This window comes from Thermostichus lividus PCC 6715, assembly GCF_002754935.1.
Taxonomy (GTDB): domain Bacteria; phylum Cyanobacteriota; class Cyanobacteriia; order Thermosynechococcales; family Thermosynechococcaceae; genus Thermosynechococcus; species Thermosynechococcus lividus.
Genome location: NZ_CP018092.1, coordinates 2019020 through 2033307 on the forward strand (window position 1 = coordinate 2019020; position 14288 = coordinate 2033307).

General features: G+C 49.1%; 12 protein-coding genes and 3 pseudogenes. 10 read left to right on the top strand and 5 right to left on the bottom strand.

The window, feature by feature from the left end; all coding sequences use genetic code 11:
* The first annotated feature begins 33 nt into the window (after positions 1-33).
* The 3 genes and pseudogenes from BRW62_RS09870 (at position 34) to BRW62_RS09875 (ending at position 721) form a co-directional block, all read left to right on the top strand.
* Complete coding sequence (locus tag BRW62_RS09870; RefSeq protein WP_099799289.1) at positions 34-378, top strand: hypothetical protein; 345 nt, start codon at positions 34-36, stop codon at positions 376-378.
* Positions 379-477 (top strand): annotated as a pseudogene (locus BRW62_RS15325) (BrnT family toxin); the annotation flags it as partial.
* Positions 464-721 carry a hypothetical protein gene (locus tag BRW62_RS09875; RefSeq protein ID WP_099799290.1) on the top strand — a complete coding sequence of 86 codons (258 nt, stop codon included), beginning with the start codon at positions 464-466 and terminating at the stop codon, positions 719-721. The pseudogene BRW62_RS15325 and the gene BRW62_RS09875, both read left to right, overlap by 14 nt.
* A 191-nt stretch (positions 722-912) precedes the next feature.
* Here the strand turns inward: BRW62_RS09875 and BRW62_RS13120 are convergent, their stop codons facing one another.
* On the bottom strand, positions 913-1155 hold the full coding sequence (locus BRW62_RS13120) for a hypothetical protein (protein WP_157768354.1): 243 nt from the start codon (positions 1153-1155) through the stop codon (positions 913-915).
* Positions 1156-1364: 209 nt separating this feature from the next.
* Here BRW62_RS13120 and BRW62_RS09880 point away from each other — a divergent pair, with 209 nt between their 5' ends.
* The 7 genes and pseudogenes from BRW62_RS09880 to BRW62_RS13130 all read left to right on the top strand — a co-directional run bounded on the left by BRW62_RS09880 (position 1365) and on the right by BRW62_RS13130 (position 10067).
* Positions 1365-3578, top strand: coding sequence for an argonaute PAZ domain-containing protein (locus BRW62_RS09880; RefSeq protein WP_099799291.1), 2214 nt, complete (start codon positions 1365-1367; stop codon positions 3576-3578).
* 364 nt (positions 3579-3942) lie between these two features.
* Positions 3943-4743, top strand: a complete 801-nt coding sequence (locus tag BRW62_RS09885) for an NYN domain-containing protein (protein WP_099799292.1) — start codon at positions 3943-3945, stop codon at positions 4741-4743.
* Positions 4679-4846, top strand: a pseudogene (locus BRW62_RS15330) (magnesium transporter); the annotation flags it as partial. The gene BRW62_RS09885 and the pseudogene BRW62_RS15330, both read left to right, overlap by 65 nt.
* A gap of 19 nt (positions 4847-4865) precedes the next feature.
* Positions 4866-5567, top strand: a complete 702-nt coding sequence (locus BRW62_RS09890) for an MgtC/SapB family protein (protein ID WP_099799293.1) — start codon at positions 4866-4868, stop codon at positions 5565-5567.
* A 1017-nt stretch (positions 5568-6584) separates the two neighbouring features.
* The gene (gene mgtA, locus BRW62_RS09895; protein WP_099799294.1) at positions 6585-9320 is read left to right on the top strand and encodes a magnesium-translocating P-type ATPase; all 2736 of its coding nucleotides are present in this window, start codon (positions 6585-6587) and stop codon (positions 9318-9320) included.
* 153 nt (positions 9321-9473) lie between these two features.
* The gene (locus BRW62_RS13475; protein WP_198405996.1) at positions 9474-9611 is read left to right on the top strand and encodes a hypothetical protein; all 138 of its coding nucleotides are present in this window, start codon (positions 9474-9476) and stop codon (positions 9609-9611) included.
* A gap of 177 nt (positions 9612-9788) precedes the next feature.
* Entirely contained in the window at positions 9789-10067 is a 279-nt protein-coding gene (locus tag BRW62_RS13130; RefSeq protein ID WP_455650736.1) for a DUF7219 family protein, read from the top strand.
* A gap of 55 nt (positions 10068-10122) precedes the next feature.
* Here the strand turns inward: BRW62_RS13130 and gshB are convergent, their stop codons facing one another.
* The 4 genes and pseudogenes from gshB to BRW62_RS09920 form a co-directional block, all read right to left on the bottom strand.
* The gene (gene gshB, locus BRW62_RS09905; RefSeq protein ID WP_099799919.1) at positions 10123-11079 is read right to left on the bottom strand and encodes a glutathione synthase; all 957 of its coding nucleotides are present in this window, start codon (positions 11077-11079) and stop codon (positions 10123-10125) included.
* A gap of 5 nt (positions 11080-11084) precedes the next feature.
* Entirely contained in the window at positions 11085-11348 is a 264-nt protein-coding gene (grxC, locus tag BRW62_RS09910) for a glutaredoxin 3 (protein ID WP_099799295.1), read from the bottom strand.
* Positions 11349-11445: 97 nt separating this feature from the next.
* Positions 11446-12758: pseudogene (locus tag BRW62_RS09915) on the bottom strand (CO2 hydration protein).
* 16 nt (positions 12759-12774) lie between these two features.
* On the bottom strand, positions 12775-14274 hold the full coding sequence (locus BRW62_RS09920) for an NADH-quinone oxidoreductase subunit M (protein ID WP_099799296.1): 1500 nt from the start codon (positions 14272-14274) through the stop codon (positions 12775-12777).
* Positions 14275-14288: the final 14 nt, after the last annotated feature.

The following is a 14288-nucleotide window of genomic DNA, read 5'->3' on the forward strand; positions in this document are numbered from 1 at the left end:
GCTTTTGACTCATTACTGAAGGAAATAAAGAGTATGGATCAACTCGTGAATATAATTGCTGCACTTGGTGTACCTGGTTTAGTGCTCGTAGTTGCTATGGCGGTTACAGGTTGGGCGGGTGCTGCTGCATTAACTGCGGCTTTAGCCGTTCTTGGAGGTCCATTTGGGATGCTTGGAGGAATTGCAGTTCTTGGAATTCTTGGACTAATCTCAAAAGGTTTGTCAGACTATGGGTTTGAAGCTATTTTCAAAGCAACTGTAGACGAGTTAAGGAGAAAAGGTAAGTCCAAAGTCGATATAGAGCAGGAGGTTGAATCATATCCAATTTCACGAGATTTGAAGCTGAAGATCAAGGATTACCTCCGGACAATGGCATAGTTATTGATTGTGTCGTATACCGAAAGGGGGGATTCAATACGCCTCATCAGCGCAAGAGAAGTGACACGAACCGAGCGAGAAGCCTATGAAGAGGGATAAGTCAGAAATGGAAGATGATTTACGGGCAGAGTATGACTTCAAGAGCCTCCGAGTCAGAAAATTAGGTTCTGGAAGAAAAAGCTTTGGTGGAACCACTGTACGGTTAGAACCTGATGTTGCAGAGATGTTTCCTAGTGCTGATGCGGTTAATGAGGCGCTACGGTTCTTGATTAGAGTGATGCGGGATAATCAGGCGATCGCTCCAACGGCACAGGCTAACAATTCAAATGCAGCGGACGATTGATAGTTATTGGTGCTGAGTTCGAGGTTGCTTGTCGCCGCTGATTTGAGCCGTTAGCCCTCAGTGCTCCGGTTCTGTCAGCTTTCGGGTAGGTAGGCGATTCGCCCCCAATTGCAGAGGCTCGGTTCTTCTAGCTTTCGGTCAACCCGAAAACTCCCAGGTGCTTCTGAGTGAGCCGCAAAGGTTAAGCAGTGCTAGGTTTGGGTCAACCGTTCGAGGTTCCGAGAGGTGTCGGGGGGCGATCGCCGAAAGGTGTCGGTACGGGGAGATGAGGGTGATGCCGAGAGGTTGCGGCGCTGGGAGATGAGGGGCGATCGCCAAGAGCTAACACCTCGCTGCAACGGACGGAACAGAGATTCTGGCTGAAACCGAGAGCGATATCGCCCGCCGTTGAGCTTCACCGTTATGTCGCCAGCGCCAGAGCTGTGCCTAGTCAAGATTGTTGGTGAAGAGGCGCTGGAGTCTGTGGGTAATGAAGGCGATCAGTTCAAAAATTTACACAACATAACAAATCACTGCACCCGACCTTATGGTAAGCCACTACTATCCAGACTCAATGACGGCGGGTGAGTTCAGCGGTTATCTCTACAAGAATGGGCAACAGTCTTCATCAATGCTATAGTTGTTAAAAAATTTGTATCCCCCCATGGCTCCCTTGGAAAACCTTCAGCAAACTTCAGTGGTACTTAATCGCTATCTAGTAAGACCTCTAGAGGAAAAAGATTTAACAATTCATGAGTATCAATGTCATTTCGCTCAACTCCCGCAACAAGGCGATGAACAAAGAGCAGTTTCCAGTATTTGTTACAAGCTAGGAGTCACTGCTGTTAGATTAGGCAGTCGAATCATCACTAGAGAAGAAGTCAGTCCCGCAAAAATGAGAAGTGATGATTGGGAGTTATTTAAGACAGCTACTAGAAAACTAGATTGTAGTAATACCTGCGAAAGAAAAGCCCTAGAAACCTTTGAGCGTAGAGTTTTAGAGCAAGGACTAAAAAAGTACTTTAACAAAACTGAGATTGAAAGAGCCTCGGAAGGTGGACTGATTTGGTGGATAACAGGTCATGAGGGGGCGGAGAAATGTGGAGATGCTTGGGAAGTACACAGAGGGAGAAGAATAGATGTCGTTATCGATTCAGATGGCAACCTCTACCTAGAAATCGATATACATCATCGCTTCTATACCCCTTGGACACTGCATCAATGGCTAGAAGAGTATTCCGATGTACCTATCAGTTATGTTAGGAACACATATAAAGATAAAAATAATAATTACATTATGTGGGAGTACCAAGGAGTCTCTGATCAATCGCCAAAACAAGTCATGTTAGAAGGATTGGGTATTAGTCTAGCGGATTACCATCGTAATAATGGAGCTACTGACGCAGAAATAAATAATTCTCGTGTTGTGTTTGTTAAAAGAGCCAATGATCGGAAAGCAAAGCCTGTAGCACATCTATCTCAAAGGCTATCGCCAAGCTTAACAATGGAGATGCTGGCAAACATTGCTGATGCTGAAAGCGGAGAAGAAAGTCAACAAATCAAAGAAGTTTTTGAGTTCATCAGAAAAAGTTTAGATGTTCGCATAAAGAACTCCACAAAGACAGCACATACAATCCTTGAGAAGATTTATAGAATTTCTGGCGAAGCTGAAGCTATAAGGGTAGATGGATATATTTTGCCAACAGCTAAATTACTGGCATCTAATGATCAGCAAGTAGATAAGGTTGCTCAAGTCCGATATAAGGGATGTGCCAGAGTAGGTGAAACAAAGTTTGGCTGTCTTAATCTTTACAATGAAAAGTACCAATATCCTGAAGAAGTGCGTAAATGTTTGTTGGAAATCGCAAACAATAGCAACACGACGATAGAAATAGACTCCTATCGTGCACAACAAGATTTTCCTGAGAGTGAACTAGACAAACAAATGTTCTGGCAAAACTGGTCTGATGAAGGCATTAAAACAGTTTTAGTGGTAATGCCATGGTCACCCAATGAGCGCAAACAAAAAATTCGGGTGCAAGCACTTCAAGCAGGAATAGCTACTCAGTTTATTGTGCCAATGCCAAAGGCAGACTCTTATAAATATAAAGCTCTGAATGTTGTTTTAGGAATTTTGTGTAAAGCTGGTTGGCAACCCATACGCCTAGAGCCTTTGGATCATCCTGAATGTGCTGATCTAATTATTGGTTTTGATACAGGAACCAATCGAGAGCTTTACTATGGCACTTCTGCATTTGCGGTTCTTGCGGACGGGCAAAGCTTAGGATGGGAGTTGCCTGATGTTCAACGAGGAGAAACCTTTTCTGGAAAAGCGATTTGGCAAACGGTATCAAAGTTAGTTCTTAAATTTCATGACAGTTGCAAGCGTTACCCCAAAAAACTACTTTTGATGAGAGATGGATTAGTTCAGGAAGGAGAATTTCAGCAAACGATAGAAGAGCTTGCAAAGAAAAATATAGCTGTTGATGTTGTTGGAGTACGCAAAAGCGGTGCTGGAAGAATGGGAAAAGAGGATATTCATGCAAATGGGGAAGTGGTATACCGTGATGCCAAAATTGGTACTGTCATTTTTACTCCAAAAGAAAAGTCATTCACTTTAGTAACGAGTCAACCAATCAACCAGAATATTGGCAGTGTAAGACCCCTTCGGGTAGTTCATGAGTACGGCAATACATCTCTGGAAATGATTGCTTTGCAAACTTATCATCTATCTCAGTTGCACCCTGCTAGCGGGTTTCGCTCTTGTCGATTACCTTGGGTATTGCATCTTGCAGACAGAAGTAGTAAAGAGTTTCAACGCATAGGGCAAATTAGTATTTTGCAAAATATCAGTCGTGAAAAATTGATTGCTGTCTGACAATTGCAAGCAGTAGAGATAACAAATCACTGCACCCGTCCATATGTTAGACTATTCATATCATCCAAAACCTCTGGTGGCGGGTGAGTTCAGCCGTTATGTTGCCAGCGCAATAGCGAGATGGTCGGCGGGGCGAGCTTCTAGATTTTCGGCTTCGTTGGTAGTTGGTGGGGCGACCCGTGCGCTGGAATCGGTGAAAGTCCGGGGCGATAGGCGTAGAAGTTACACAACATAACAAGTCGCTGCACCTGACCCAGTGTTATACTCTGAACAGTTCCCAAAGCTGTTAGTAGCAGGTGAGCTTAGCCGTTAGACAGCAACCAGTTCTGGGTATTTTTCTTCTGTAGCTAAAATTTCTGCTCTTATAAACAGTGAGGGGCAAGTCAAATTAGATAGATTGGCAGTCTTGATTGACGCTGAAAATGCAAGTGCAAAGCTAGTTGAACCATTACTTAAGGAGATTGCTAGATACGGTAGTGCTCATGTGAAGAGGATTTATGGAGATTGGACAAACCAATCGCTTAGTAGTTGGAAGTTAAAATTACATAAATTCGCTATTCAACCTATTCAACAATTTCGATATACGACAGGTAAAAATTCGACAGATAGCGCACTTATTATTGATGCAATGGATTTGCTGTATACAAAGAATTTTGATGGTTTCTGTATCGTATCTAGTGATAGTGACTTTACTAGACTAGCGAGTCGCATTAGAGAATCAGGTTTAGTTGTTTATGGCTTTGGAGAGAGCAAAACACCCGAAGCTTTTGTTAGTGCTTGTGACAAGTTTACATACACTGAAATCTTTGAGAACGTGGAAAGCCTTGAACACAGAACTGAGCAAGCCCATGACCTTAAAGTTGAACTTCCCCAGCAGTTAGAGCAAGAAACAATTAATCAGCAATCGATCTTTCCTAAAGAAATGCTTAATTTACTGAGAGATGTATATGAAAATATTTCGGGAGACGATGGTTGGGCTTATTTAGGTCCCCTAGGTTCACAGATTCAGAAACTCTCTCCATCATTTGATTCAAGAAATTATGGGTATAAAAAGCTTGGAGAATTAGTACATAAGATGATTCAGCATGGACGTGGAGTACGTAATCACCTTGACAGCTGTTTTGGGTGCATTGCTTCCCTGGATTTTGCTCAAACTTGGCTTTGATCATGGGCATGCTGCCGATCCTTTTATTAGAACCATCAAGGACTTTACTGGGCTACTACTCTATTTCCACCTGGTCAGTCTCTTTTTGGGGATTTCAATTTGAATAGTGAGGAGCTGAGGGCATGACAACAATCGAATTTGTCCTTCGTCTAGTGGTCGCTTTTCTCTTGGGAGCGGTCCTGGGGTTAGAACGCCAGTGGCGGCAGCGCATGGCGGGGTTGCGAACCAATACCCTGGTGGCGACGGGGGCAGCTTTATTTGTCATGCTCTCTGTTCTAACTCCAGGGGATTCTAGCCCAAATCGGATTGCTGCACAGGTGGTGTCTGGCATTGGCTTCTTAGCTGGCGGCGTGATTTTGCGGGAAGGGCTGACAGTGCGCGGGTTAAACACGGCGGCAACCTTGTGGTGTGCCGCTGCAATTGGGTCATTATCTGGCATGGGGTTACTGATTCATGCCGGGATTGGTACGGTGGCGGTTCTGGTTGCCAACCTAATCCTGCGTCCCTTGGGATACCGCATCAATCAACAGCCCCTCAAAGGGACAGAGTTGGAGCTCTGTTATCGCTGTGATGTGGTTTGTCGCACCCAGGATGAAGCCCATGTTCGAGCATTGCTCCTGCAAGCGGTGTCTGGTGGAAAACTACAGTTGCGATCGCTCTACAGCGAAGATTTGGAAGATAAGCCCGATCAAGTCAGCGTAGAAGCCGAACTCGTGACTCAAGAGCGCAATGACGCTTTTTTAGAACAAATCGTTAGCCGCCTGAGTTTGGAACCTGGGGTTATCGCTATCCGCTGGCGGGTTATTGAGCAAGAGTTTGGTTGAAATTAACTCCGCGACCTGCAAGCTGCCCGTCCCACAAACTGCGGATTCGGGGTTTTACAGCAAAATAGGATAAAGGTAAGCGATCAATCTTGTTAGGTTTTGTTAAGCTGTTGACAAAAGCCGATGTATCAGGCTATATCTGCAATTATGACAAATTCAATCCACTGGGTTTGTCATGTTCATATTGTACAGATTTCAAGGAGATAAATTCTACTATGGATGCTTCTGGCAGTAGTAGATGCAAAGCTACTTCTGAGGAAACAGTCCCCTCTAGTGAGGATCCCTGCCATAAAATCTGCCGTGGTCAGTGGGTGATTACACAGATGAATTTGCCTAGTTCGGTTCTATTATAGAGCCTGCTGGTTCATCTCTGGTCGCCACTGGGCATGGCGACTGTACTGATAAGGAGATGAACCATGAACAAGTTTCAATCAACTTCATAGTTTTCATAATTTTGACGATCTGCTCCTGACTGGCAGCTTATTGCTGGCTTTTGCGAGGCGATCTGTGTTTGACTCGTTACTTGCATCCAAAATTGGATCGCTTGTAATTCTGTGGCTATTTTTCTAGAAATTGGCGATCGCCATTTGCGCTTGCTTTCGATCTTAACCATCCAGTCAATCACATTTAGTTCGGCTCAACTTTGACTGGTAGTTGAAGTGATTGCTGAGCGCGAATAAATGAATCTGTCAGTCAACCAGTTGTTTTGGAATCTTTGAAAATCTGACTATTTAACAACTGGCAGCTTATTGCTGGCTTTTGCGAGGCGATCTGTGTTTGACTCGTTACTTGCATCCAAAATTGGATCGCTTGTAATTCTGTGGCTATTTTTCTAGAAATTGGCGATCGCCATTTGCGCTTGCTTTCGATCTTAACCATCCAGTCAATCACATTTAGTTCGGCTCAACTTTGACTGGTAGTTGAAGTGATTGCTGAGCGCGAATAAATGAATCTGTCAGTCAACCAGTTGTTTTGGAATCTTTGAAAATCTGACTATTTAACAAGAGGAGGCGAATTATGCGGAATACTCCCAGAACGACCCGCGGACGGGGCGATGTCAATACACGTGCCCTAGAAAGCGCTAAGCTGTCACTGCGTGCCCTCGAGGAAGCGGGGAACGATATCAATCAGGTATTGCGATCGCTGAACAGCCATCGTCAGGGGCTGACTGAAGCCGATGCGGCTGTTCGCCTACGCAAGTATGGCAAAAACGAAGTTAGCCACGAAAAGCCCCCCGCTTGGTACGTGCAACTGTTCAAGGCGTTCAACAATCCCTTTATTTGGGTATTGGTGGGGCTAGCGGCTGTTTCCTACGTTTTGGACTACGCCATTGCTGAGCCAGAAGATAAGGATCTGACAGCAGTGATTATCTTATCCATCATGGTGCTGGTGAGTGGCTTCCTGCGGTTTTTCCAGGAATACCGCTCTACCCAAGCAGCAGAAAAGCTGAAAGCTATGGTCAGCACTAAGGCTACCGTGATTCGCCGCGATCGCCTCGATGCCCCCGGAACGCGACGGGAGGTTCCCCTCAGCGCCTTGGTTCCGGGCGATATTGTGGCATTGTCGGCGGGAGATATGATCCCAGCGGATGTGCGACTGCTGACCTCCAAGGATCTATTCGTGAGCCAAGCGGTGCTGACGGGGGAATCCCTGCCCGTAGAAAAGTACGACACCTTGGGCAGTGTGGTGGAAAAGCGCGCTGATGTGCAAGTGGAATCTGATCAGGTGAGTGCGCTGGATATTCCCACTGTCTGCTTTATGGGTACTAATGTGGTCAGTGGCACAGGGACGGCGGTGGTGGTTTCCACGGGCGATCGCACCTACTTCGGCTCTCTGGCCAAAAACATCGTAGGCAAGCGCGTTCTCACCAGCTTTGAAAAAGGCGTCAACCGGGTCAGCTATCTGCTGATCACCTTCATGGCAGTGATGGTGCCGATCGTCTTCCTCATCCAATGGTTTACCAAAGGCAGTTTTCTGGATGCCCTGCTGTTTTCGTTATCCGTGGCCGTGGGGCTAACGCCGGAAATGCTACCCATGATCGTGACCGCAAACCTGGCGCGGGGTGCAGTCGTGATGGCGAATCAAAAAGTAGTGGTCAAACGCATCAATGCAATTCAGAACTTTGGGGCGATGGACATCCTCTGCACTGATAAAACTGGCACTCTGACGCTGGATAAGATTATCCTAGAACGCCATGTGGACATTCACGGCTACGAGGATGACGAACCCCTGGAATATGGCTACCTGAACAGCTACTACCAGACCGGCTTAAAAAACCTGCTGGATGTGGCAGTGCTGGAGCATGTGGAGTTAAATACAGAACTCAAACCCGCAGAAAACTACGCCAAGGTGGATGAAATTCCCTTCGACTTTGTGCGTCGCCGCATGTCAGTGGTGGTGGAGCCGCGTGGGGGGCGCTCAGAAGGCCAGCATGTGCTGATCTGCAAAGGAGCAGTTGAGGAACTGTTCAACGTTTGCTCCCATGCCAAATATCACGGCGAAATCATGCCCATGAACGAGTCTGTGCGGCTGGAAGGGCTGCGGGTGACCCAAAGCCTGAATGAAGACGGCTTCCGGGTGATTGCCGTCGCCTATAAGGAAATCCCCATTCCGCTAGACACCGCTCCTACCTACAGCGCCAAGGATGAATGCGACCTGATTTTGGTCGGCTATCTGGCGTTCCTTGATCCGCCTAAAGATAGCGCGATTGAGGCGATCGCTGCCCTGAATGACAACGGCGTTGCTGTCAAAGTGATCACCGGTGACAACGATATTGTCACCCGCAAAGTCTGTAAGGAGGTGAACCTAGAAGTTGAAGGAGTGCTGGTGGGTAGCCAGATTGAACGCCTGAGCGACGAGGAACTCACATCCCAACTAGACACCACCACCATCTTCGCCAAGGTCTCCCCCCTGCAAAAAGCTCGCATTGTTCGCCTGCTGCGTGAGCAAGGGCACACCGTCGGTTACCTAGGCGATGGCATTAACGATGCTGCGGCCCTGCGGGATGCGGATGTCGGCATCTCGGTCGATACTGCCGTAGATATTGCCAAAGAATCGGCAGACATCATCCTGCTAGAAAAGAACCTCATGGTACTGGAGCGGGGTGTGATTGAGGGACGGCGCACCTTTGCCAACATTCTTAAATACCTGAACATGACCGCCAGTTCCAACTATGGCAACGTGTTCAGTGTCATGGGGTCGAGTGCTGTGCTGCCCTTCCTGCCGATGCAGCCCATCCAACTGCTGACCCAAAATCTGATCTACGACCTGTCCCAAACCACCATCCCCTTCGACAACGTGGATAAGGAGTTTCTCCGCAAACCCCAGAAGTGGAATGTGCCCAACATCGGGCGGTTCATGCTGTTCATTGGTCCGATTAGCTCCATCTTTGACTATGCCACCTACATCGTCATGTGGTTCGTGTTTGCAGCCAATACACCAGAGGACGTGAAGCTGTTTAATTCGGGCTGGTTTGTGGAAGGGCTACTCTCCCAAACCTTGGTGGTTCATATGTTGCGGACGGCGCGGGTGCCCTTCTTCCAAAGCTGGCCCTCCCTGCCCGTGTTGCTCTCCACTGGCACTGCCATTATCGCTGGGATGATCATTCCCTTCACACCGCTAGGAGCAGGGTTGGGGATGGTTCCCCTGCCTGCTAATTACTTCATCTGGCTGTGGTTGATTCTCGGCTCCTACTGCCTGCTGACCCAATACCTCAAGGGCTTCTACATCCGCACCTTTGGCAAGTGGCTGTAAAGGGTAACACCCATTCTCTGAAAGTCAGCTACACAGTTCGTAGTGCAGACTTCAGTCCGTACTACAAGCCACACAGGTCGTTGGCACCCTTTCCATAGTCGCTCTCGACTCCTCGTCCAAATCCACTTCTATTCATCATTGGAGGTTTGTTCCATGCTGGTTTTAGAAAATGTCTGGGCAGCGCTCTTTGCCGTTGCTGCCATCTTTATCGGCTACTACGCTCTGATCTATTTCATTGTTGTTGTTGTGATGCAGCAAGGGGTGCCCCAACAGCGCCGCCCCCGCTATTGATCCTGTTCGGTAGCGAATCACTCATCTTTAGCTTGAACCACAAAGACACAAAGCGCACGAAGGAACGTTGTGTCCTCTGTGCCTTTGTGGTGAAAAGTGTCTAGCAAACCCAGCTACGCATCCGTGCGAAGGAGGCAATCATGAAAAAAAACGCAATTCCAAACATTTGCCTGCCCGATCGCCCGCTACCGGGGTGTCAATCACCCAGGCAGTCAGGAATTCAACGCGCATCTCCAGTCTTTTGCCCATCGAGTGTCGCTTCTTGCCGCGTTACACACGGGCGGCAATCTGCCAACTTATGAGACCTATCAGCAATTGCTGACTCTTTGGGAAGCATTGCAGCCCTATTGTTCGTTAATTGCCGATGGCGATCGCCCGGCTTACCCGCTGGCTTGCAATGCCCCTTTGGATGACTCGCCCAACGGCACATTCCCCTATACTCTGGATGCTGACTGATTAGGCGAGATGACGACCGCTAACAGCTGGGTAAGGTGTTGTCTCAACACGAAACCTATCCAACCACGCCAGCCATGACCTGCTCAGCAAGGCGTGTGTCGCTGAGGCGATCAATTTCACGAATACCGGTGGGACTGGTCACATTCACCTCCGTTAGGTAACCGCCAATAATGTCAATGCCGACAAAATAAAGGCCATCTTGGCGGAGGCTTGGTGCCAAAATCTGACAAATGTGGCGATCGCGCTCAGTTATATCAATCGCTGCAACTCGTCCACCAGTGGCCATATTGCCCCGAAATTCATCCCCGGTGGGAATCCGGTTCACTGCCCCAATCGGCTCGCCATTCAGCAGAATGATGCGCTTATCCCCCTCTTTGGCTGCAGGTAGGTATTCCTGCACCATCACTGGCAGTTGTCCTTGCTGGGTACTGATTTCAATCATGGAGTTGAGGTTGCGATCGCCCGCCTGCAAGAATAAAATGCCTTCTCCGGCTTTACCGCCTAAGGGTTTCAGGACAGCAGTCCCTTGGCGTTGGACAAACTCACGAATCACTTGTTTATCGCTACTCACCAAGGTGTGGGGCATCACACTGCTAAAGCGCAACCCATACATTTTTTCATTGGCATGGCGCAGTGCCGCTGGACTATTTAGCACCCGCGTTTTCTGTGGATTCACTAAGTCCAAGCAGTAGGTTGCATAGAGGTAAGCACTATTGACGGGTGGGTCTTTGCGCATCCAAACGGCGGTAAAGTCCTCTAGCGATCGCCACTCCGGTGTGCCTAACTGAAACCACGGCCGTGAGACTTGCCACTGACCCGCAACAAGTTGGGCGGGCACCAACTGCACCGGCGTGAGGCGTGCCCACGCTTGGCCGTCGCGGATCACAAGCTGCGAAATCTCTGTAATCCAAACCTCCAACCCCATCTGTTGCGCTGCTTCCATGAGGGCAACACTGGTGTCATGGCCAGGATCCAAACTGGCGATAGGGTCAATAATAAAGGCAACCAACACAGTCACTAGGCCGCAGACTGCAAGAGGGAGTCTAACTTCCCTTGCGCCTCAAGGGCATAGAGATCATCACAGCCGCCAATATGTTGGTTATTAATGAAAATCTGTGGCAGCGATCGCCGCCCATTGGCCCGCTGCGCCATCGCTTGCCGTGCGGCTTCATCGCCATCAATCACATACTCTGTAAAGGATACCCCCTTGCGGTTCAGCAGTTGCTTAGCCCGAAGACAGAAGGGACAGGCAGACCAAGTATAGATTTCCACAGTGGCCACAGCGGTTGCACCTCGTTACAAAAGTTCACTCTTGCTTCCAGCCTAGCAAAAAGTGAGGGGGCGATCGCCATCGAGCAGCACGATTACCCCAGCAGTGCTAACGGTAATTGGGGTCTTGGACATTGCGGATTTTGCAGGCATCGACAATACCGTACTGCGGACGGATAAAGCGATCCATCTGGGCAATAAAAAAGCGACGGTTTGCCATTAAGTGCTCCGGATTCGGATCATCTAGGGGATAGTAAAATGCTGCCCGGGTCGCCTGTAGTACCGCCGACGTGACGGTGTACATCGAGCGTTGGAAGGCGATCCCCAACTGCACCAGAATATCATCTTCACCGCGACAGTGCTGATGGAAATGATCCCTTAGGTACTGCGGCAAAAAGTGGTACATATCCTGATGGAGCAATGTCGGCGGAATGCCAGCGGTACCCACCGGGAACTTATCCGCAAATAGAATGCCATAGTGGAAATCCACCTGCTCACTGGGCACCTGATTCGCTTGGGCATTGTAGGACTTAGTGCCCCGGAAGGGAGCCGTCCGATAAAATACGGCCTCAACGTAGGGAAAGGCAGCCTCGTACAGCCACATAAAGCCTTTCTCTTTAGGAACTAGCACATGCACCTCGTCATCAATATAGACGTGGTGGTAAATGGGCCGACCCGCAATCGCAAAAATGCCATTGACCAAGAAATTCATGGCATCCTTAACGCTGCGAATACTGCCCTCGTCGTAGCGATCGCTAATTTCAAAGAAGACGGGTGCCATTACCTCCCAGAATAGCCCCAGCACATTCATGTAGGTGGCTTGGCGTGCCTGCTCCAAAAAGAGATCCGGAAACACCTTGTGCAACGCCAACATCAGGGGGTTGCGCTTGAAATAGGCACGAATGGCCTTGTGGGCTGCGGCCTTATACTCGTCCGAGTCGAGGTAAACATCCAGTTGCCCCCCCATGCCGTGCCACATCATCGCACGTGCTAAATCTTCGGAAAACTCCATGTTGATGCGGTCGTGCCAGAGGTGGTGCAGCAATCGCGGTAGTTTGCCAGTTTCCCTTTTTCAATAAACTCCATTAACTCGGGATGGGCATGGGCTGGCCCGCGCCAAATCCGCAGATCCGCTGTATCCCCCGCATAGTGATTCAGCAGATCAAAGTAGTCCTTGGTGGGGAAATACTTGAAAAACGGGAACGGATCAATAAAAACGCGCTCACCCAAGTAGAGTAGATCCCGCCAGTAAAAGTCCATCGGGATGGAATAGGCCTTGTACATGCCGATGATCTTCATGAGGTTTTCCGGCGTATCGGGGATCATTGCCCCTCCCGCTTCGAGGCGGTGAATAATGTCGGCCAAGGGGTGGTCAACGGGGGGGAGCTTGGCACTGCTAGGACGCTCAAGAGCTTGAACCATAGGGCTTCTCCGTTAGTTAATTGTGGGTAGAGGACAAGGATGGCGCTATGCTGGCAACTATTTCCGTTGTGGTGGGGATCGCTGCCACTAGCTTCTGACTGATGGTTTCACTCCAGCGCACTAGCCACGTGGGTTGAACCCCTAACACCAGAATTAATAGGGTCAAGACCAGCGCTGGCAGTTTTTCAGGCCACAACACCCGCGGATAGTAGGCCGTGGCGTTATCTAGGCGGCCAAAGCAGGTACGGTTTAGTAAGATGACAAAGTAAACCGCCGTCAAGCCAGTTCCCACAACCGCAACGAGGGTAGGGATCGGAAAGATGGCATAACTGCCTTGAAAGACTAAAAACTCGGCAACAAAGCCCACCAAGCCGGGAATACCGGCACTGGCCATCCCCCCTAATATCAGCAAGGCACTGGTGGTAGGTAACCCCCGCAGAGGATTGAGCAAGCCGTTAAGCACATCGAGTTCGCGGGTGCCGACTTTGGTTTCAATAATTCCCACTAAATAAAACAGCAGCGCCAAGATCAGACCATGACTAATCATTTGGGCGATCGCCCCCACCATACTCAGGTGGGTATGTGCCGCCAGCGCCAGTAAGACGTAACCCATGTGACCAATAGAGCTGTAGGCCACCATCCGTTTGATGTCCTTTTGAGCAATGGCCGCCAACGCACCGTAGAGAATGCTGGCTGCCGCCACGATCGCCAGCACACTGGCAAACGATCCCCATGTTTCGGGAAACAGCCCGACAGCAAAACGTACTAAACCGTAGGTGCCCAACTTTGCCAGAATCCCCCCTAAGAGAATTGCTGTGGGGGTTGAGGCTTCGACGTAGGCATCCGGTAGCCAGCTATGGAGCGGCACAAGGGGAATTTTAATGCCAAAGCCAATCACCAGTAGAGCCAAAAGAATGGCTTGCGTGGTAGGTGCAAGTGCCGCCAGTTGCAGATCCCCATAGTCAAAGCTGGGGGCGTGGGTCAGCCAACCCATGGCCAAGAAGGCGGCTAGGATGAGAATACCGGAGATGGCTGTATAAATGAGAAATTTCACCGCCGCTCGCTCCCGGCGCTGCCCCCCCCACATTAAAATCAGCAGATAAAAGGGAACCAGTTCAACTTCGTAAAACAGAACAAAGAGCAGAAGATTTTGAGCCGCTAGGGCACCAATAATCCCGGCATTGGCGACCAACACAAGGCCATAAAACAACCGTGGCGAACTTTTCTCACCGTTAAAGATGACGAGTAGCGTTAAGAATGTACCCAGGACAATCAGCGGCAGAGAGAGACCATCCACCCCTAGGGAATAGTTCAGCCCAAGGGGCGGCAACCACGGGGTAAATTCTGGAAACTGTAAGCCTGCTTGCTGTAGATCCAATTGACTCAGAAGCCAAGCAGATAGGCCAAAGGTAACCGCTGCCCCAGCCAGTGCCACAGGCCGCAGTAGGCGTTCCGGCAAGACCGACATCAGCAGCGCTGCCAGTGCGGGAATCAGGATCAGCAGTGTTAAGAGCATAGCAAGAACCTCGC

What these genes read in the sequence shown, in the direction of transcription:
- BRW62_RS09870 (WP_099799289.1), top strand. Translation starts at nt 34, where the DNA reads ATGGATCAACTCGTGAATATAATTGCTGCACTTGGTGTACCTGGTTTA.
- BRW62_RS09875 (WP_099799290.1), top strand. Translation starts at nt 464, where the DNA reads ATGAAGAGGGATAAGTCAGAAATGGAAGATGATTTACGGGCAGAGTAT.
- BRW62_RS09880 (WP_099799291.1), top strand. Translation starts at nt 1,365, where the DNA reads ATGGCTCCCTTGGAAAACCTTCAGCAAACTTCAGTGGTACTTAATCGC.
- BRW62_RS09890 (WP_099799293.1), top strand. Translation starts at nt 4,866, where the DNA reads ATGACAACAATCGAATTTGTCCTTCGTCTAGTGGTCGCTTTTCTCTTG.
- mgtA (WP_099799294.1), top strand. Translation starts at nt 6,585, where the DNA reads ATGCGGAATACTCCCAGAACGACCCGCGGACGGGGCGATGTCAATACA.
- BRW62_RS13475 (WP_198405996.1), top strand. Translation starts at nt 9,474, where the DNA reads ATGCTGGTTTTAGAAAATGTCTGGGCAGCGCTCTTTGCCGTTGCTGCC.
- BRW62_RS09920 (WP_099799296.1), bottom strand. Translation starts at nt 14,274, where the DNA reads ATGCTCTTAACACTGCTGATCCTGATTCCCGCACTGGCAGCGCTGCTG.